General features: G+C 40.9%; 18 protein-coding genes. 4 read left to right on the top strand and 14 right to left on the bottom strand.

Going from position 1 to position 18,833, the window contains the following annotated elements:
- Window positions 1-25 precede the first annotated feature (25 nt).
- From IR173_RS02860 to IR173_RS02795, 14 genes are all read right to left on the bottom strand, one after another.
- A complete protein-coding gene (locus tag IR173_RS02860; protein WP_237038170.1) occupies window positions 26-4,048 on the bottom strand; it encodes a glycoside hydrolase family 2 TIM barrel-domain containing protein in 4,023 nt (1,340 codons plus the stop codon).
- Between the two features lie 133 nt (window positions 4,049-4,181).
- On the bottom strand, window positions 4,182-5,054 hold the full coding sequence (locus IR173_RS02855) for a VIT1/CCC1 transporter family protein (protein WP_237038169.1): 873 nt from the start codon (window positions 5,052-5,054) through the stop codon (window positions 4,182-4,184).
- Between the two features lie 484 nt (window positions 5,055-5,538).
- A complete protein-coding gene (locus tag IR173_RS02850; protein WP_237038168.1) occupies window positions 5,539-6,024 on the bottom strand; it encodes an outer membrane beta-barrel protein in 486 nt (161 codons plus the stop codon).
- 31 nt (window positions 6,025-6,055) lie between these two features.
- On the bottom strand, window positions 6,056-7,336 hold the full coding sequence (locus IR173_RS02845; RefSeq protein ID WP_237038167.1) for a toxin-antitoxin system YwqK family antitoxin: 1,281 nt from the start codon (window positions 7,334-7,336) through the stop codon (window positions 6,056-6,058).
- A 33-nt stretch (window positions 7,337-7,369) separates the two neighbouring features.
- Complete coding sequence (locus tag IR173_RS02840; RefSeq protein ID WP_237038166.1) at window positions 7,370-8,191, bottom strand: hypothetical protein; 822 nt, start codon at window positions 8,189-8,191, stop codon at window positions 7,370-7,372.
- A 422-nt stretch (window positions 8,192-8,613) separates the two neighbouring features.
- Entirely contained in the window at window positions 8,614-10,848 is a 2,235-nt protein-coding gene (locus IR173_RS02835) for a carboxypeptidase-like regulatory domain-containing protein (RefSeq protein WP_237038165.1), read from the bottom strand.
- A gap of 51 nt (window positions 10,849-10,899) precedes the next feature.
- Entirely contained in the window at window positions 10,900-11,259 is a 360-nt protein-coding gene (locus tag IR173_RS02830) for a lipocalin family protein (RefSeq protein WP_237038164.1), read from the bottom strand.
- Between the two features lie 206 nt (window positions 11,260-11,465).
- Window positions 11,466-11,795, bottom strand: coding sequence for a hypothetical protein (locus tag IR173_RS18195; RefSeq protein WP_394800635.1), 330 nt, complete (start codon window positions 11,793-11,795; stop codon window positions 11,466-11,468).
- A gap of 583 nt (window positions 11,796-12,378) precedes the next feature.
- The gene (locus IR173_RS02820; protein ID WP_237038163.1) at window positions 12,379-12,591 is read right to left on the bottom strand and encodes a hypothetical protein; all 213 of its coding nucleotides are present in this window, start codon (window positions 12,589-12,591) and stop codon (window positions 12,379-12,381) included.
- A 2-nt stretch (window positions 12,592-12,593) separates the two neighbouring features.
- The gene (locus IR173_RS02815; protein WP_237038162.1) at window positions 12,594-12,875 is read right to left on the bottom strand and encodes a xenobiotic reductase B; all 282 of its coding nucleotides are present in this window, start codon (window positions 12,873-12,875) and stop codon (window positions 12,594-12,596) included.
- Between the two features lie 531 nt (window positions 12,876-13,406).
- A complete protein-coding gene (locus IR173_RS02810; protein WP_237038161.1) occupies window positions 13,407-13,682 on the bottom strand; it encodes a Txe/YoeB family addiction module toxin in 276 nt (91 codons plus the stop codon).
- A complete protein-coding gene (locus IR173_RS02805) occupies window positions 13,670-13,960 on the bottom strand; it encodes a type II toxin-antitoxin system Phd/YefM family antitoxin (protein WP_237038160.1) in 291 nt (96 codons plus the stop codon). The genes IR173_RS02810 and IR173_RS02805 overlap by 13 nt, the downstream gene beginning before the upstream one ends.
- 329 nt (window positions 13,961-14,289) lie before the next feature.
- On the bottom strand, window positions 14,290-15,300 hold the full coding sequence (locus tag IR173_RS02800; protein WP_005847449.1) for a GGGtGRT protein: 1,011 nt from the start codon (window positions 15,298-15,300) through the stop codon (window positions 14,290-14,292).
- Between the two features lie 18 nt (window positions 15,301-15,318).
- Window positions 15,319-16,020: an iron-sulfur cluster assembly scaffold protein gene (locus tag IR173_RS02795; RefSeq protein ID WP_005847450.1), complete on the bottom strand. Its 702-nt coding sequence runs from the start codon at window positions 16,018-16,020 to the stop codon at window positions 15,319-15,321.
- 236 nt (window positions 16,021-16,256) lie between these two features.
- On the opposite strand from IR173_RS02795, the gene IR173_RS02790 reads away from it, so the two are divergent.
- The 4 genes from IR173_RS02790 to smpB all read left to right on the top strand — a co-directional run bounded on the left by IR173_RS02790 (window position 16,257) and on the right by smpB (window position 18,832).
- The gene (locus tag IR173_RS02790; RefSeq protein ID WP_237038159.1) at window positions 16,257-16,769 is read left to right on the top strand and encodes a DMP19 family protein; all 513 of its coding nucleotides are present in this window, start codon (window positions 16,257-16,259) and stop codon (window positions 16,767-16,769) included.
- A 159-nt stretch (window positions 16,770-16,928) separates the two neighbouring features.
- Window positions 16,929-17,702: a hypothetical protein gene (locus tag IR173_RS02785; protein ID WP_237038158.1), complete on the top strand. Its 774-nt coding sequence runs from the start codon at window positions 16,929-16,931 to the stop codon at window positions 17,700-17,702.
- A gap of 108 nt (window positions 17,703-17,810) precedes the next feature.
- The gene (locus tag IR173_RS02780) at window positions 17,811-18,380 is read left to right on the top strand and encodes a Yip1 family protein (RefSeq protein ID WP_237038157.1); all 570 of its coding nucleotides are present in this window, start codon (window positions 17,811-17,813) and stop codon (window positions 18,378-18,380) included.
- On the top strand, window positions 18,380-18,832 hold the full coding sequence (gene smpB, locus IR173_RS02775; RefSeq protein ID WP_237038156.1) for an SsrA-binding protein: 453 nt from the start codon (window positions 18,380-18,382) through the stop codon (window positions 18,830-18,832). Before IR173_RS02780 ends, smpB begins: the two co-directional genes overlap by 1 nt.
- Window position 18,833 lies beyond the last annotated feature (1 nt).

Below are 18,833 nucleotides of genomic sequence, written 5' to 3'. Positions count from 1 at the left end.
TCTTTATTAATCGGAACGTAATTTGCTATTCAGCAAGGATGGTAAGTTCTGCACCCGATGCATAATCTTGTCCATACTGTTCGCTCAACGCAGTAAACCGGATATAGCGTCCTTTCACCGGTTGGCTGAAGATGACTTTCTTTTCATCTCTGTTACCGGCGAATGTTCCTTTCTGAACAGGCTCGCCCCAGTTCTTGCCATCCATGCTTACGTGGATGGAATATTCTTTGATATTACCGTTATAGCTGTCTTGGCGGGGCATATAAGTAAATCCTTTAATTGTTTTTACTTCACCGGCATCAAGGTCTACCCAATGTGGATACTTGGCTACGGTTACAGAATACATACTGTGCCAATATGTAGTGGGGTCACCGTCTACCAGATTCTTGGCATCGCCATCGTCCACTTCTTCACTGCTGGCATATATCACTTCGGTCTGGATTGTTTCCAACTTCTTGAAAGTTACGCTGGATTTGATGGAAGGATTATTGGCAAACCAAGCTGTAACAGTACCTCCGTCACGCATTGAAATCGGTTCGGTATATTGTTTGGCCTTCTTCTCTTTATTGATAGTATAAAGGATAGAAGCATCCTTGTCGATAGAAGAAAGTTCTACCATACCAGTGCGGCCGCGGGTAATAGTCAAAGGAATGTCACCGGCAGGAGCCACTTGTGCGGCAGCCGATAAATCTTGTGCAGCGGGGCGAATGATGAAACCGATATTATTTTGTCCGGCAAATACACGGTCGTGCATCAACGGGCCACCCTGTCCGCAACTGTTACCACCCAGACCGGTTACGGCAAGGTCGAGATGCAGATAAGTATCACCGGCTTGCGGCAACTGATAAGGATGTCCTGCCAATGTCAGGTCGAGTGCTGAATACTGCAAAGCTGAAGTAGACAGACGGTCTGTAGCCACAAACACAGCTCCCTTACCGGCTTTGTCTGTCAATGCACACCAGCGTACATCTTCATGATTTCCCATATCCTGCGGTTTCGGGAAGTTCACAAATTGGTCGGCAACGGTAGATTTGTGTATTTCGATAAACTGTCCCACTTTACGGTCAGGATAGTTTTCAATCGGGCCACGGCCATAGTATGTATAATTTTCGTAGCGTTGAGGCACTTTCATTATATATCCCAAACGTGGCAATACGAGATTGGGGCGATTGGAAGTGATGCTTGCCTGCAATTCGATAGAGCCGTCGCGGTAGACTGTCCATACCTGGTTGGTAGTGAATTTGAAATCGTCTTCACCAAACGGTTTTTCGGTCAATTCTTTGATACTGTTTTTACCGCTTGAAGTTCCGCCAAGAATCTTGGCTGCATTAGGAGCTTGAGATTCTACTGTGTAGAACAATACGATAGCACCGTCTTTTCTGTTGATAACCTTAGAAGCGGTAACTTGATGCTTCAGGTTGTGCAAACCACATTCGAACCAGCTGGCATAGAACCAGTTGTCATTGTTGGTGAAAGCACGCATTGCGTCAAGTTTCGGACCATTGCCGTCAGCGATAATGGTTTCACCGCCATAGTTCAGGCTATAGATTGTTCCGGTTTCATTGTCAAACTTAGCTTCAAAGTTGTCACCCTTGATGGTAGAGAAACGCGGGTCTGACTGTTTTGCCATTACAAGCTTTCCGTTGCCGTCTGTTGCTTCATTGATAGGAGCGATACCGGTAGCAGTTTTAACCGGAAGCTGTTCCTCAGCCATTACATAACCCTTTTCAGCCCATGGCATATTGTTTCTTAATACAAACTGAACTTTTATAAAGTATTCAGCATTGGCTTTCAGATTATTATATCTGTAAGGTATCGTAACCTGAACACGGGTGCGCGGAGCGATATTTTCAGTATTTAGAACACCGCTTTCTGCTTCTTTGCCGTTTTCATACAAAGCCCATCTGATTTCATATTCCGAAAGGTCCTTAAAGTAGTATTTATTGAAGATTTCGAAGCGGCCTTGCTTTTCGTCAATAGCTTTTACACCAATATGCTGGTACACTTTCTTGGTTTCAAAATATTGTGGTTTCGGTTCCAAGTCGGCAAATACGATACCGTTCATTACAAACTGTCCGTCGTTTGGAGTATCGCCGAAGTCACCACCGTATGCCAAGTAACGTTTGCCATCTTTGGTATAATTATACATAGCCTGGTCTACCCAGTCCCAGATAGCTCCACCACAGAAGAAGTTGGTAGATTCAATAGCATCCCAGTAATCAATCAAGTTACCGCAAGCATTACCCATAGAGTGTGCATATTCCGAGATGTGGAAAGGATATTTGATGTCATAATCACCTTTCACGGCACCGCGTACCCATGAAATGGAAGGATACTGGTTAGAACCCATATCTACAATGTCATTGTTACGTTCATATTGAACAGGGCGAGATTTGTCGGCAACTTTCAACGCATCATAAGCCGCTACGAAGTTTTGGCCCGGACCGGCTTCATTTCCCAATGACCAGATAACGATAGATGGATTGTTGATATTGGCGTGAACCATTTCCATCACACGTGCCACATGAGCATTCTGCCATTCGATAGGGTGAGATAAAGATGCCTTTCCGTAATAATATTCGTGTGATTCGATATTGGCTTCATCTTCCAGATAAATACCATATTTATTACACAGATAATACCAATACGGGTCATCCGGATAGTGAGAGTTACGCACATGGTTGATATTGGCACGTTTCATCATCATGACTTCGTCTTCCATCATTTTGCGGGTGATGGCGTGACCTACACCCGGATTGGTTTCATGACGGTTTACACCTTTCAGTTTTACCGTTTTACCATTTACATAATAGTAACGTCCGGCCAATCCGAATTCATCTTCCGATGCGGGAGTGTCTTTGATTTCCACTTTGCGGAAACCGATATGGGTAGAAACAGTTTCGAGGGTACGTCCTTTTTTATCTTTCAGTTCTCCCACCAATGTATAAAGGTACGGTTTCTCAGCCGACCATTTGTTGGGCTTTTGTACTTTCAGTATTGTTTCGGCAGTTATTTCCTGACCGGCTTCCACCACTGCTACCGGAGTTGTGATACCGGCATTGGTCACTTCGGTATTGTCGTCGGAATACAACTGGTTGGCATACAATGAATATACCATAGAATAGCCTTTGGCAGCTTTCTTTCCGAGGTTGCGGATATCTGCATTGATTTTCAGTTCACCGTCGGTATAAGTTGCGTCCAAGTCGGGAGTTACAACCAAGTCGCGTACGTGCAACTGCGGTACAGCCTGCAAAGCGACTGTACGATAAATACCCGGCAAGCGGAACATATCCTGAGCTTCGAGGAAAGAACCGTCCGAGCTACGGTATACTTCAACAGCTACCACGTTAGTGCCTTTCACCAGATATTTGGTGATATCGAAACTGGCAGTATTGCGTGAGTTCTTTGAAAAACCTACATATTGTCCGTTTATCCAAAGATAGAAGAATGAATCCACACCATCAAAGTTGATGAAGATTTCTTTTCCGTTCCAATCTTCAGGAATTGTAAATTCGCGGCGGTAAGAGCCTACTTCATTACGAGCTTTGAAAGTAGTCCAATTGCTGGGCGGTGTACGCATTACACCTCCGCGCCAGTCGTCCACAGCTACTTTATGTTGGAAAATAACCGGTTGGTTCACATAGATAGGGGTTCCGTACTTTTGTGTTCCGTCTTTTTGGATACCATAAATATTCCAGCTTGAAGGAACCGGAATGTTATCCCATCCTGAAACATCAAATTCTGTTTTGTAGAAATCTTTGGGTCGTTCTTCCGGATTTGGAACCCAATTGAATTTCCAGTCTCCATTCAATGATTGCCAGTAAGCACTGTTTTCCGGCAATACTTTCCGTGCACTTGCCTTATCTTGGAAAGAGAAGAAATAGGCATGAGGTTGTTCTTTGTTCAGCGCCACATTTTCAGGGGATTCCCATTCGTTCCCTTTTGGAGCTTGTTCCGAGGCATAATGAAAGCCTTTCAGGGGTTCTACTTTTGCATAGCTTTGTAATGTAAAGCAGCATAGTAATAGACTGAATGCTAATTTTTGCATATTAAGTTTTGTTCTTAAGGTTAGAAATTTGTTCAAAATTAGTATAATAATTCGGATCGTAAGGCGATTTTCTATGTTTTTTAAGATATATATGAAAATTATGGGAAAAAGCTTATGAACTGATACTGCTTATTTAAACTTCTATCCCTGTAATTGTTTTCAGGGCATAGCCGATTAAAAAACTGACAGCCGCCACACTGAAGCTGAGGACTGCCATTTCGGTGAATCGTTTTTTAAAACTTTCCCCTCTCGCTACTGAATAATAGTAATTGAATAATGCGATGATTAATAACGCCATTATCAGCATGAGGATGAGTGCTGCTATCACATTCTTTATAATAATAAAAGGAGTGACAAGTGCCACGACGGTGATGATATAGGCAATGCCTGTGTAAATGGCTGCTTTGACAGGATGCTTTCCTTGTCCGCCTTCCGATTTTGTAGACAGATATTCGGAAGAGGCCATAGAGAGTGCTGCGGCAATGCCTGTTATACTTCCTGTCAGGGCTATTAATTTGGAATCGCTCAGCGCAAGCGTGAAACCGGCCAGTGCACCTGTGAATTCCACCAATGCATCATTCAGCCCCAGCACTACCGACCCCATATATTCCAATCGTTCTTCATTGATAAGTCCAATCAGTTTGGCTTCATGTATTTCTTCATCTTGTGCCAGCCTCACTAAATCGGCCATTTCAGGATATCGGGCATATCCTTTGTATGAACTTATTTCGCTGCTTTCCATTAGTTTGATTGCAAAAGTAACTCCAAACAGGCGGGCCAGCCAGACAAATTTGGAAATTCTTCTTTGGTCGGGGCGTATGTCTTGTCCCGTATAGCATTTTAATACTTCATAATGCTGCTTTTCTTCCAAGGCTATCTGTTGCATTATCTTTTGGTTTGTACTGTCTTTTTCAATGGTAGCCAAATGAGTATAAACTATGCTTTCTGTTATTTCGTTTTTCTGGAAAGACAGAAATTCTTTAATGATATGCTTGTCTAAATTCATATTCACAGAGTTTTTTTTAACTCTGTAAAGGTAATGATTGAAAACCATATAATAGCCTTTATAAGGCAGGCTTTTTATAAAATATTCCTTTATTCTCTTTTATTTCCATCATTCCTTCGTCAGAATCAGAGAGGAAAGGCGGGAAGCTGAACAGGATATACATTTAATAATCGGCTCCTTCTCTGAGCACATTATTATAATTCTTTGCTTCATCTTTAGATTTTGCCATGATATAAATTCCCTCTATATCATGCTTTTCCCATGTTATATTGTTCACGGTTATTGGTCTTGGTTTATACCGTTATTTAAATGTTGGCTGATGGGCAGTTTGTTAATAGGATATCACATAAAAATGAATAAATGGAATAATCCGTCAGCCGGCTCGGAGCCCCTTTGGGTGGGGGGAGGAGCGACTGACGGATTAGAGGGGAACTCAGATTATAACGATGAGTCCGGAGATGCTTTAAATGACTTCTGCGTTATGTCAGAATCTGTACATTAAAGATAAGGAAGGTACTAATTGTGCTGTCTCACTGATTATTTGATATTTCACTTCTAAGGAGGCAGCCCAATTGGAACCTATATTTAACTGACCTCCAGCTCCAAGGTTAGCTCCGAACTTTCCATCAGCTTCTCCGTCTCCGGATACAATTGCATCCAAATAAGTAATGCCGGCCAGCGGATAGATTCTAACATTCTCTTTACTTACTACATTCCAATGCAAATTGCAGTTGAGATCCCAGAAATTCACTTTCAGGTCATAATACTTCTTTTGAAAATAATAATTAAAAGATGGAGCAAGGGTAAACTGGTCAGATATGTTATAAAGAGCTTTAACCCCAATAGACGGTTTTGAAATATCTGAGGCACAACCATAACCGAGGTTAACACCTGCTGCCCATTTTCCACTTTGTGCGAAAGAAACTGAAGCGATAAATGCCATTGCGACTACTAATAAAAACTTTTTCATAATTCTCTAATTTTAAAATTGATACTATAATTTATTTTCTAACATTCTCCCATTTATAAGTATATGTAATACCATTGACGGTCAGCTTTACAGTCAGTTCGTCTGCCTTTTTTAAGTCGGTAAGGACAAACCCCGACATTATTTCTCCCGGATGAACGGTCGTACGCTCCAGATAACCCAAATCTTCCGGTCTGCCTTCTGCATAGCGCATTCGGTTTTCGTCGATTAATTCTTTCATGCTGATTATGCGCTCTTGAAAAGCTTTAATCGTGTTTGATGTGCCGGCGTTAAACACAGACGCACCCAAGTTGGCATTTATATTACTTTCCTGTTCTTCATTGACTACCACTTTTCTCTTGATAATCTTTTTGGCATTCTTCTTTTTATTCTTGAATACCCTTTTATCATATTCGTCGGCAGTTATCAATTTCATCGCCTTGATATTTTCCTTCTTGGTAGAGGTTACTTCTATTTGAGAAGGATTTAACTCTACATTGACCATACTTTTATTGACAATAAAGAATCCTATCTTACGGTGTGTTCCTATTTCTTTGTTGCTGGAAATACTAGCCCCCACTATCAAGCCGTTTTTATTGTAATAGGGCCATGCCACTCCGTTCTTATACTCAGTCTGTACCTCCTCTTGTGTTGGAGTCTCGAAGATAGGCTTGCCGGTGTTGGTGTCATACTTGGAATAATTGCCGTCCATATCTGTCACTACATAATAATCGGAAGGTATATTGTCTTTGTAGATGCTTAGTCGGCACACCTTTCCATCTTCGGTAAATGAAGAATGGATGCCATTTTTCTGTCCGTCCGACAAGGTATAATGTTCCTTGATATTTCCGTTTTCGTAATAGGCAGTATGTTCTCCTTCTTGTGTCCCTTGCACATAGAAGCATCGTTCGCTGATGTTTCCATTTTTAAAATAACTTAGAATTTCACCGTCGAGCAGATTCTTGGCATCTTCCTTTTCATTCATGCTGATGAACTTTCCTTCTCCCTGAAGTTCACCGCTCATGTAGTAGGTCTTGTAGTACCGTGCTACACTGCTGTCTGCCGGATAAAGGGCAAAACGATAATAGTTTGCAAAAGTCTTGTTGCTGATAACATTCCAATTGCGGTCATAATAAATGGTATCAATCCGGTCTTTCGGCACTTCTATTTTAGGTTGAGCCACTGTGTCCTGTCTGATGGTATCGACTGATATGGTTTGAATACTTGTGGCAGGTAATGATTTTCTCTTTTGGGCAGAACTTACATTATGCCCTCCGATTATCAAAATGCTGATGATTGCAATTTTATAGTTCATAATATGTTTCTTTTATTATAATAGTTTGACTGATTAGAATATTTTTCCACATAACCGATACTTGATGACAGGGTAAACTTTCAGGATATTCATGATGTCCTTAAAACTATCATCAGCTTCTTCCGGCAGTTCACTGATGTTGCCATGATTGGAATAAATCTTGGGTGCTTTTTGAAATTGTACTCCTATCTCATAAGAAAAGCCGATTCGTTTCTTGGGTACGGAGCGTCCAAAGCCGAAACCTAAATAGGGGCGGAAGGAAGCAACCTTCAATCCTCCTGAAATATTTCCGTTTTTATCTATCGGAAGGTGATACTTTCCGATTTCAACACCCACATCCGCTCCTTGTCTGATGAGTGCGAGCAATTCTTCATTGTCGGTGCGGGCATTGATATTCAGTAGACGGCTTCCGCCGAAAGAGGCTCCGGTACATAGAAAGACACCTCCTCTTTTAGACAAATAAATATTGAGTAGCACTTCTCCTGAAGTGCGTTTTAATGCACCTTTTACCTTTATGTCAGTAGAATATTCAGTATCATTATAGGGAATGTCTGTAGAGGCTTTTGATGTGAAACTGAAGTTGGGCATGATATTAATGCCGGCTCTGAGCTCAAAGTAGTTGCCGATGGGGGTGACAACGTCAAATCCTATTCCGGCAGTGCTGGCACTGGCGCCTATGCTTAGCGAATTGAAAAAACCTTTGTCTTCTTGAAAGTATTCGTGTTCCTGAGCTGCAGCGGGAGTAATAATTGTGCATGCCACAAGGAGCATAAGATATTTCAGCAAACTGTTTCCGGGTTTTGCCTTGTGACAGATTGTTATTTGCCGTTTTGTAAAGATGTCATTTGTTATCATAACTTTAACTGTTTAAAATACTCATTTATATTATTCTGTTAATTGTTTTTCGGCTGAAAATGGAAGCACAGTCTCACGACTCCGCTTCCATAAGACTTTTATAAACTTATCTTAATCTTTTCCTATAAGAGGAAAAGATTAATTTTTGCAAAGTTATTAATGTATTTTGATAGAATTAAGTAATGATGTAGACGTATAGGGAATGGAACTGTGGCTGAAATGTCGACATGGCTGTGTTCTTTCTTCCTTTTACTTTTAGGTACAGAAGAGTGGATTGTCCGAGTAGTCATTGGGGAAATTGGCTCATAGATAATACTTCAATATATTAATCACATCCAAGTAACCTTATTGCCGGAATAATTTGCTACATTATTTAACTATGTCAATAGGGTTTGCTTGGATGTGTTATAAGAAGAATGAATTTATTTCTTTGCTAGAGCGGAAGGACGTGCCTGATATAGACGGAACAACCGCTTGAATGTTTCCTTTTTTGAATCGGTCGAGCGTGATTCGGTTACATCTATCTTGCAACCGTCCAGTATGATGATTTCTAAATAGTAATCTTCACCGTCTTCATCTCCCAACGGACCGAATCCTTCTGTGTCATACATTATCATGATTACTTTTTCGCCCGACTGATAACAGATTTCTTTATAGTCCTCCTCGTCAGTGGAATACACTTCTGTGTAATTCAACTTGTCGGCCTGTGCTTTGTAATCGTTATAAAGGTTTGCATCCTCGCTTTTATAGTTCAGTATGACTCCTTTGCCCATCTTGCCTTTATTGATTTGCATTGCCAAATCAATGGGAAGCGGGACTGCAGGCGCAAAGGAAGGAATGTTCAAATCATTGACGGAGGTGACACCTTTCCGGGTAGTCGTGTCAAGAATCAGATAGACATTGATGCGCCCCTCGGCTGTTCCATTATTGCTTTTTCCGTCTCCGGGATTTATAATACAGGTTCCGTTGACATCTATCGTATAAGTATTTGTTTCGGCATTATATTTTATGTTGACGTCTACGCTTCCTATTACGATAGGGTCTCCATAATTGTCGGATATTCCAAAGTCTACACCCGAGTAGGAAGTCTTGTCCGGAGAATAATTGGGAATACCCAAGTATACACTTTCGGACGAAAGAATCAGTTGGTTATCGTTTACCACAATAACTCCTTCCATTTCTGTCGGATTAAATTCGTATGTCCTGATTGTTCCGTCGGACAGTTTGAAAACGAAGACTCCTCCGATGGCGTTCTCGTCACACGTGTTGATGGGACTTAGAGTAATGTCCTCGCCGGTGAGTTGCAGTTCCACTTCTTTTTTGTTGTTTTCGGAAGTTTGTATGTTGAGCGTTGCCGCACCGATATAATCTTGAGGAGCGTAGATAGTGAACAGACCGTCTGTTTCCGTTTGGTAGGGGATAGTTCTTTGGTTATTGTCATAGCTCAGCCATACCACTGCCGATGAACTTCCACTACAGGTGTTTATTATTTGTCCGGTAACGATGGGTACGCAAGGTACTTCAAAATCTATAGTGTAAGTTTCTTCTCCTTCCAAAGCCGGAATCTCATGTGAGACTGTATTGCCATAGTTTCCGTATTCGTCGGGTAGTATCCGGGCGGTCATGGAAGTTCCGGTCGGTACGGTGACATGGTATGCTCCGTCTCTGTCGGTATAGGTGCTGAGTTGTCCCACTCTTACTTTGATGTTTGTCACAGGGCGGTTTTTCGTGTCAAGCACGGTGCCTTGCACAGCGGCTCTCTTCTTGGGGTCGTCGAGGTTGTAGAAAGAGAAATGTTTTACCTTTCCCACATACTCGTTTCCGTTTCGTTGGGCCACGCCTGATTCTATCCATAGTCCGGCCTTCTCATTAAAATACCATAAGGGGATACTTTCGGGCAGGTTTTCGTCCATTCCGTCGGGGATGGGATAGGTCAGGGTGGCAGTCTGTCCGTCTGCCAGTTGTAGCTGGCGTCCGTCTTCCGACAGGAGGTTCACGCCTACTATGCCGTAAGATACCAGTGACACATTGGAGTTGTCCTGTCTCACTGCTGCCAAGTCGCCGCCGGGCATGGCAGTGCTGAACAATGTGGCGGTAGGATTTAGGTAGACGACATCCGCTGTTACGTTTCCTGTATAGTTATTTCCTGTGTTCTGCACGCAATATCCGTTTTGGGGCATTTGTATTTTCATCTTTCCCACTTTCAGTTCGGTGGCAGAAGTTGCCGGATAGGTGGTGGCAGATGTGATTTCATTGTTCCCTTTTTGAATCATGATGATTTCCCAAGTATCTTTTTCCATTGTTTCCAGTGAGCGTGTGATGCTGAAATAACCGTTTTTGGTGAAATGGATGACGGTGCGGTTTGATACCACTCCCGCTTGGCTCAAGCTGAATGTCCCGCTCTCATCTGTCAGTATGGAGACTTCTCCGGTAGTGACGGTTACTCCTGATAATAAGTTTCCTTCAGCATCTTTCACGAATCCTGAAAGACTCAGTGTTTTCATTTCTGCTTTTTCATTGACAGTCACTTCTGTGATGTCCGGGGTAGGTGTGGGGTCTGGTTCCGGGTCGGGAGTGTCCGATTGGGAATCGTCTGAACATCCCGCTGCCAGGAACAGGGGGAGCAGTAAAAGGAATCGTATATGTTTTAATACCATATTGTTAGAGTTTATTATTGTTGTATAAATTGCTGTTGCGGTATGGCGGGGTTATACTTTTTTGTAAATGACCAAATCGCCATATTGGTCTTCTATAGTAAGAGAGGTGGAAGTTAGTTTTTTTATAATTCCACTTGTCGTAATTCCATTTTCAAAAGCCAGCGTTAATACATTATCCTCAACTTCGTATGTACCGTTGAGATTTACTTCAATCCATTTCCCGTCACCGTACACATCATATAGTTTGACTGCGGACTTGAAAGTTCCGTCACTGTTGAAGGTCGTAATCTCAATGTCTTCATCCGATTGGAATTGCCAAGTACCGACAAGGGCGCTTTTATTGATTTCATTGTTCTCTTCATCGTCATCGCTACAAGCGGTTGTAGTCAGGCTAAGGCATACTAATAGCATTAGCCATGTTGTCAGTTTTTGAAATGCTTTCATGCTTTTTGTTTTTAGAATTTGTATATCAAATCAAATGAGCTCTATCTTTTATGGGAAAGAAGCTCTTAACCTTTGCAAAGATATGTATATAGAATGGAGCTCAGTTCGAAAGGCTATAGACAGAAAACTAACAGATATGTAGCTGAATTGGCTACAATTGGACTCTTTCTTAATCAGGACTTTTCATTGATGTTTTGTGAAAACAGCAGAAAGAAATCTTTGTGGAGGATTTGAGAGATTCTAAGAAGTAACTCGGTATCTATGCTTTGCTTCTTAAAGATTTTGTACACATTGGTTCGGTCGCAATAAAGCTTATTGGCGAACCAAGTGACGGAACGTTCTTGGCGGTGAAGTTCCTCTTCGATAAGTTTCCCGATGTGTATCATAGTGCAATAAAAAAGGCGGAACCATTCATTACCTATTTTCAATCTGAGGAACCGCCAAGCACCTTCGTCCACAAATAAGTAAGAACAGTCCACGCCCGATAGAGCGTGAACCTTCATCTACTTATTCTCATGGACTTCAAATTGGCGGTTTTCAGATTGAGAGAATAAGAGCTAAAAGCTCGAATATCTTTTTAATAAGTATAAGAATGGAAACGCTTTTCCAAATGTTTATTCTTTTATTATACATTATAGGAACTGTATCATAGATTAACTACAAATATCAGTTCTGTCAAGAGAAATCCCTGATGGGATTAGGAACATGCAAATCAGAGCTATTGCTTTTTTAGTTTGACTTGCGTATCAATACAATAAATATCATTATTTATACCATAAAGCACATTGTTAGGAATCACATTGAATATTTCAGAAGTTTCATTATGAAGCTCCTCTGGATAATTCATGTCAAAGCCCAGTGCATACATATATTTGATAATTTAGTTTTCTGTGGCTTTGTGTTATGTCATTCCGTGGTTCCTTTCGCTCTAAGTTGCTGCAAATATAATTAAAGTCTTAGGATTAAACAAGAATTTGTTTGAAGTACTAATCGGTGACTTGTAATTATTGGGAGCAGTCTGTTAATGGAATATGATATTCTCATAAGAAGTTGTTCTGCACGACGGAAGCTTATCGTTTTTTTATCTTATCCCCAAAAGGGCTTGAGGTTTTTTTTCAAGTTACAGCCTGCTTGACTTTCATTTATCCAACGCTCTTCCCATTCTGGGTGTTCTTTACGTAAATTGAGAGCAAGTAAGTCACCATCGAAAGATTTACAATGAATATAATAGGAGCACAATCTACTCTTGCCTGCTCCATTTGGACCGGCAATGACTGTAAATTCCGGACGTGCTTCCATGTTTATTTGTTTAGCAAGTAAGCATATCTGCCCTGGCCTCTATTGGCGATACGCGAAATAACTTTATAGCTTCGTTCTTTACGGTTGAATTCTACCAAGTCTTCACTACCATCCGGATTAGCTAAATAAATATTCCCTCTGCTATCTCTGAAAGGTATAGCAATACCTTTAGCCCATCCTTCTAAGTAAATGCGCTCCACTTCTTTGCTAACTTCCTCATTAACCTGTTTGATGGTCTTACCATTAGAGAGAACGATGTTTTCTATTTCAGTATATTCACACATGATTATTTAATAATTTATGGGTTATGCAAATGTAGCTATTTTATAGGTACTGAACAACTATTCAATAGATAAGTTATCGTGGGTCTGTTATTATTCTTGGGGATTTTACATGTCGAGCAAATACCTGTCACCGGATGTTGTCTCCTCCGGTTTTCAACCTCTGCATACGTTTTGAACTCCCTAAGTCGTTTCATTAGCCGGACTAAGCGTTTTCGTCCTTTCGGTTATGCCTGTCTGTCAGTCGGATTACTACAGTCTTCGGCAGCGGACTGTATAGTCCGTTGCAGTGGACCGTACAGTCTGCTACAGTGGACTGTACAGTCCATTGCCGTAGTCTGTAATAATCTTCCGTTTAAAAGGCCTTGGCTGACCCTATGAAACGGTTTATACATCCCTTTGTTTGTTGATATGATATTTAAATCCCCCAGAAAACAATGTGACTCGATATTCTTAATCCTGAAGTGAATATTATAAAGAAAGGGCAACTAACTTAATAGCTGCCCTTGTGATTAATAATATGTAAGAGTTGGTTTACTTCTTGGAGTAATGGTACTTCATTGAGAGTATATCAACCTCTACCCTGTCATCATTTACAGAGTAAACAAGACGATGTTCTGAGGTGATTCTCCTTGACCATTTACCAGTCAATTCATATTTTAGCGGTTCTGGTTTCCCAATCCCAGTATAAGGATGCTCTGCAATATCATTCAGTAAAGCCGTAATCTTATTCAGAATTATTTTATTGCCACTCTGTGCGAAGTATAGATATTCCTTCCGTGCTTGGTCAGATAATATTATTCTGTACATGATGCTCGCTTTAAGAAGTCTTCTATGCTTTCTCCATCATTCTGGGCAAAATAATTGCCGTTCTTAATATCTTCTTCCCCCTGACGTATGGCTTCCATCGTTTCAGGTGACGACATTATATATTCCGTTTCCTTTAATGAGTTGTATTCATCAAGGGAAATCATCACTACTCCTTTACCATTACCACGATTGACAATTACAGTATCATAGTCATCAATCACTGAATCAATGTAACCTTTAAGGTTCGCTCTCAAATCTGTATAGTTAGCTGTTCTCATATATCCTCCTTCTATTTAATGCAAATGTATGTACTTATATGCGTACTTGCAAATTTAATTAGTTAATTATTAGATATAAAGAAAGGACACCAACTTAATGATGCCCTTTCCTCTCTCAATCAACAATCCACTCAGTCCAAGAACCAAGCGTATTCACTATCTCCTAATTTGGCATGTTGGATGCCATCACCCAATTACAATCAATTATAAAAAGAATAGCAAGAGGAAATAAGTATCAGAATAGGAGATAAGCATTGCAGTATAACTAAAATAAAAATCCCCATAACTCATAGAGTTACAGGGATTTCAATATATTGTAATTGTTTAAATTACTTGCTCAAAGCAGTAGCAACGTCAACCGCACAAGCCACTGTACATCCTACCATCGGGTTGTTACCGATACCCAGGAATCCCATCATTTCCACGTGAGCGGGAACTGATGAAGAACCAGCGAACTGAGCGTCTGAGTGCATACGACCCATGGTGTCTGTCATACCGTAAGAAGCAGGACCGGCAGCCATGTTATCCGGGTGAAGAGTACGGCCTGTACCACCACCTGATGCTACTGAGAAATAAGGTTTGCCTGCAAGAACACGTTCTTTCTTGTAAGTACCTGCAACCGGGTGCTGGAAACGAGTCGGGTTAGTAGAGTTACCAGTGATTGATACGTCTACGCCTTCTTTCCACATGATAGCTACACCTTCGCGAACATCGTCAGCTCCGTAGCATTTTACTTTTGCACGAGGACCGTCAGAGTAAGCGATTTCACGAACAACTTTCAGTTCACCTGTGAAGTAATCGAACTCAGTCTGAACGTATGTAAATCCGTTGATACGAGAGATAATCTGTGCAGCATCTTTACCCAGACCGTTCAAGATACAACGCAGAGGCTCTTTACGTACTTTGTCTGCTTTTGCAGCGATTTTGATAGCACCTTCAGCAGCAGCGAATGATTCGTGACCTGCCAGGAATGCGAAGCATTTAGTTTCTTCGCGAAGCAACATAGCAGCCAGGTTACCATGACCGATACCTACCTTACGGTCGTCGGCTACAGAACCCGGAATACAGAATGCCTGCAAACCGATACCGATAGCTTCGGCAGCTTCGGCAGCGTTTTTGCAACCTTTCTTCAGTGCGATGGCAGAACCTACTACGTAAGCCCACTTCGCATTTTCGAAACAGATAGGCTGAGTTTCTTCACAAGTTTTATAAGGATCAAGTCCGGCAGCTTCGCAGATTGCGTTAGCTTCTTCGATGTCTTTGATGCCGTTTTCGTTCAAAGCAGCAATAATCTGTTTGATACGACGGTCTTGGCTTTCGAATTTTACTTCTCTAATCATATTCTTTCCTCCTTATAATTATTCGTGACGTGGATCAATTTTCTTAACAGCTCCCTGTTCTTCAGTTACACGTCCGTAAGTACCTGTAACCTTCTTCAACGCTTCGTTAGCATCAGTACCCTTCTTGATTTCGTCCATGAACTTACCCATGTGAACGAATTCGTAACCGCAGATTTCGTCGTTCTTATCCAGGAATACGTTCTTGATGTAACCTTCAGCCATTTCAAGGTAGCGGGGACCTTTAGCCAAAGTACCATACAAAGTACCTACCTGGCTGCGAAGACCTTTACCCAAGTCTTCCAGACCGGCACCGATAATCAGACCGCCTTCTGAGAAAGCCGACTGAGTACGTCCGTAAACGATTTGAAGGAAAAGTTCGCGCATTGCTGTGTTGATGGCATCACAAACCAAGTCGGTGTTCAATGCTTCCAATACAGTCTTACCCGGAAGGATTTCAGCAGCCATGGCAGCTGAGTGAGTCATACCTGAGCAACCGATAGTTTCTACCAATGCTTCCTGGATGATACCTTCTTTTACGTTGAGGGTTAGTTTACAAGCACCCTGCTGAGGAGCACACCAGCCAATGCCGTGTGTCAAACCAGAGATGTCTTTAATTTCTTTTGATTTTACCCACTTTCCTTCTTCAGGAATAGGAGCCGGTCCGTGATTAGGACCTTTCTTCACAACACACATGTGTTCTACTTCGTGTGAATAAGTCATATTCTTTACGTTTTTTGGTAATAAAATAAATATTCGTAACCACGTGAAAAAGGTTAGTTACCCTTTTCGCCCACAAAGTTAGTCCTTTTATTCTTTTCTGCAACCTGTTGCGTGCCACTTTTTGATATTAAATTAAATAAATTTGTTGTGAGACAATGTTTTGCAAACTAGACTTGCCAAAATCCTTTTTTCTTTCAGCCGAATCACTTATCTTTGTACCTATATATATTATAAGGATGGAAACGAGTAAAATAGAAATTAAGGATGCAGTACTCCGACAGGGTGCTGAGGAAGGTATGGATGAATTTATTAAAGTCTTTACCGATAAGTATTTGGAGGTGACGGGCGGTGTGATTAATGCCGAAACAATGCCGTTGCTCAATGGTTACCAACATTCATTGTTGGGTTATCATTTCTTTCGTGAAGAAATTAATGAAGGGGGCTTCATTCAGTTGATTCAGAATGGTTATGGACCGTATATTTTTGATAATCCTTTTGCTAAGTCGATGCGTCTCTTTGGAGCGAAGGAGTTCTCGAAGTTGGTTTATAATGCCAAGAAGATTTATGATGAGAACCGTGCTGACTTGGAAAAGGACTGCGATGATGAAGAGTTTATGGCAATGTATGAGCAATACGAGGTGTTTGATGAATTGGAAGAGCAGTTTATGGATATGGAGGAGCTTGTCACTGCACAGATTGCCGAATATGTGGACAATAATATAGAGCAGTTTGCGGAAATAGTGGAGTAACTCGACTTGCATATTAATAAAGGTTAATGTTGGGAGAGTTATGCAGTATTTGAGTTTGGAGCTCATTTAATCATTAAAACAACAAAAAAGAGTTGAAGTTTTCCTTTAGACTCGAATCTTTTAATTAATTTTGCAAACCCTAATAATAAAGAGAAGAAAATGAAAAAAATGAAGTTAGCAGTGTTCTTTGCTGCATTGGTATCTGTGTTATCCTTTAGTTCTTGCTTGGACACTAATAGTGAAAGTGCTTATGATGGTGTGGTTCTTGTAACTGTTACAGGTGATGAGTTTCTTGGCTATAAACTATATGCTGATGGTGGTGGTATTTTAGTTCCTACAGTTGCTAATATGAAACAGCTTGGTGATTGGAGCAAGGTTAAACGTGCTCAAGTGGCATTTAAACATTTGGATGAAGTGTTGCCGGAACCTTCGGAAAATACTACATATAAAGTAGAAATAGTTTCTGCTGCTCCATTACATGGAGGTGCTGATATGATTAATACAGCTAGAGATGTAGAAGCTAGAGACACTTTATATAATAACCAAGACCCTGTTATTGATTTAGGAGCAGTCGGTATCTATAAAGGATATATTACATTTACTCCTCAGTTCAATTATAATTCAAGTGCTCCTTACTACTTTAATATGAGTTATGAAGGTGAAGGAAAGGACGGAATTGATCTTGACAATAAAAAGTTGACTTTGACGTTCCATTATGATAATGGAAAAAACGATTCTTATAATTCTATTAACATATTATGTAGCTTCCCTTTCGCTTCTGAATTATATTATAAGTTTAGTGATGTAGGTTCAGACTCTATAAATGTTGTTTTGAGAGCTATCAGTGACAGAAATCTTGAAAATCCTAACTATTTGGAGAAAACAGTTAAAATGGCAGTTAAAGATTTTAAAGCTCCTTCTTACGGATACTAATAAATCATTATATTGAAAGTAGAAAAGTCCTCTTTTCCCTTTGGGAGAAGGGGATTTTTTATACCTTTGCAGTTCATTGAAGTATAACAAAGGTAAATAGATTAAGCATTGAACTACAAAGACTTATTTAATAGAGTGATGTTGTTGATTTCCTCTCCGGCTAAGGCTTGGGCAGAAATCAAGACAGAAGAGGATGGACGAAAAGTGCTTGGCGCATTTGTTTATCCCATGATAGGATTGTGCGGCTTGTCCGTTTTTATAGGCACTTTTATTGGAAATACAGCAGGAGTATCTGCTTTTCAGATAGCAATGACTCGCTGTTGTGCCATTTTTGTGTCTCTCTTTGGAGGGTATTTCTTGGCTGCTTATGCTGTAAATCAGTTGGGAAAGAAATTGCTGAACCGTGGTGAACAGTATGAACTAAACCAACAATTTGTGGGTTATGCCATGGTGGTGACGTTTGTGCTCGATATCATCAGCGGTTTGTTCTCCATCTCCATTTTGCATTGGATACTCCAGTTCTATACCGTGTTTGTGGTGTATGAAGGGGCACGCACACTGATGAAAGTGGAAGAGACTAAACTGACCCGATACACATTGATTGCTTCGGTGATTGTGATTGTTTGTCCGGCGCTCATTGCGGCGGTATTTAATGAGTTATCTGTTATTTTGAATTGATGAAACCGACTCCTGTAAATATAAAAAATAAACGTGCGTCGTTCGATTATGAATTTATCGACACGTACACAGCAGGTATTGTGCTGACCGGAACAGAGATAAAGTCCATTCGTATGGGCAAAGCCAGTCTGGTGGATACCTATTGCTATTTTGTGCGTGGTGAGTTGTGGGTGAAGAATATGCATATCGCAGAATATTTCTATGGTTCGTATAATAACCACACAGCCCGCCGTGAACGTAAGCTGTTGTTGAGCAAGAAAGAGTTGCGCAAATTGGAAGAGGCCGGAAAGAATCCTGGCTTTACCATTGTCCCTGTCCGCTTGTTCCTGAATGAAAAAGGATTGGCAAAATTAGTTATCGCTTTGGCAAAAGGTAAAAAACAATATGATAAGCGCGAGTCCTTGAGGGAAAAGGATGACAGGCGTGAAATGGATAGAATGTTTAAGAGATAGT

Source organism: Phocaeicola faecalis, assembly GCF_021730445.1.
GTDB lineage: Bacteria > Bacteroidota > Bacteroidia > Bacteroidales > Bacteroidaceae > Phocaeicola > Phocaeicola faecalis.
This window is presented reverse-complemented; position numbering and strand designations above follow the sequence as displayed.

Bases quoted from the DNA above. Each gene is read 5' to 3' on its own strand.
- IR173_RS02860 (WP_237038170.1), bottom strand. From the start codon at position 4,048: ATGCAAAAATTAGCATTCAGTCTATTACTATGCTGCTTTACATTACAA.
- IR173_RS02855 (WP_237038169.1), bottom strand. From the start codon at position 5,054: ATGAATTTAGACAAGCATATCATTAAAGAATTTCTGTCTTTCCAGAAA.
- IR173_RS02850 (WP_237038168.1), bottom strand. From the start codon at position 6,024: ATGAAAAAGTTTTTATTAGTAGTCGCAATGGCATTTATCGCTTCAGTT.
- IR173_RS02845 (WP_237038167.1), bottom strand. From the start codon at position 7,336: ATGAACTATAAAATTGCAATCATCAGCATTTTGATAATCGGAGGGCAT.
- IR173_RS02840 (WP_237038166.1), bottom strand. From the start codon at position 8,191: ATGATAACAAATGACATCTTTACAAAACGGCAAATAACAATCTGTCAC.
- IR173_RS02835 (WP_237038165.1), bottom strand. From the start codon at position 10,848: ATGGTATTAAAACATATACGATTCCTTTTACTGCTCCCCCTGTTCCTG.
- IR173_RS02830 (WP_237038164.1), bottom strand. From the start codon at position 11,259: ATGCTATTAGTATGCCTTAGCCTGACTACAACCGCTTGTAGCGATGAC.
- IR173_RS18195 (WP_394800635.1), bottom strand. From the start codon at position 11,795: ATGAAGGTTCACGCTCTATCGGGCGTGGACTGTTCTTACTTATTTGTG.
- IR173_RS02820 (WP_237038163.1), bottom strand. From the start codon at position 12,591: ATGGAAGCACGTCCGGAATTTACAGTCATTGCCGGTCCAAATGGAGCA.
- IR173_RS02815 (WP_237038162.1), bottom strand. From the start codon at position 12,875: ATGTGTGAATATACTGAAATAGAAAACATCGTTCTCTCTAATGGTAAG.
- IR173_RS02810 (WP_237038161.1), bottom strand. From the start codon at position 13,682: ATGTACAGAATAATATTATCTGACCAAGCACGGAAGGAATATCTATAC.
- IR173_RS02805 (WP_237038160.1), bottom strand. From the start codon at position 13,960: ATGAGAACAGCTAACTATACAGATTTGAGAGCGAACCTTAAAGGTTAC.
- IR173_RS02800 (WP_005847449.1), bottom strand. From the start codon at position 15,300: ATGATTAGAGAAGTAAAATTCGAAAGCCAAGACCGTCGTATCAAACAG.
- IR173_RS02795 (WP_005847450.1), bottom strand. From the start codon at position 16,020: ATGACTTATTCACACGAAGTAGAACACATGTGTGTTGTGAAGAAAGGT.
- IR173_RS02790 (WP_237038159.1), top strand. From the start codon at position 16,257: ATGGAAACGAGTAAAATAGAAATTAAGGATGCAGTACTCCGACAGGGT.
- IR173_RS02785 (WP_237038158.1), top strand. From the start codon at position 16,929: ATGAAAAAAATGAAGTTAGCAGTGTTCTTTGCTGCATTGGTATCTGTG.
- smpB (WP_237038156.1), top strand. From the start codon at position 18,380: ATGAAACCGACTCCTGTAAATATAAAAAATAAACGTGCGTCGTTCGAT.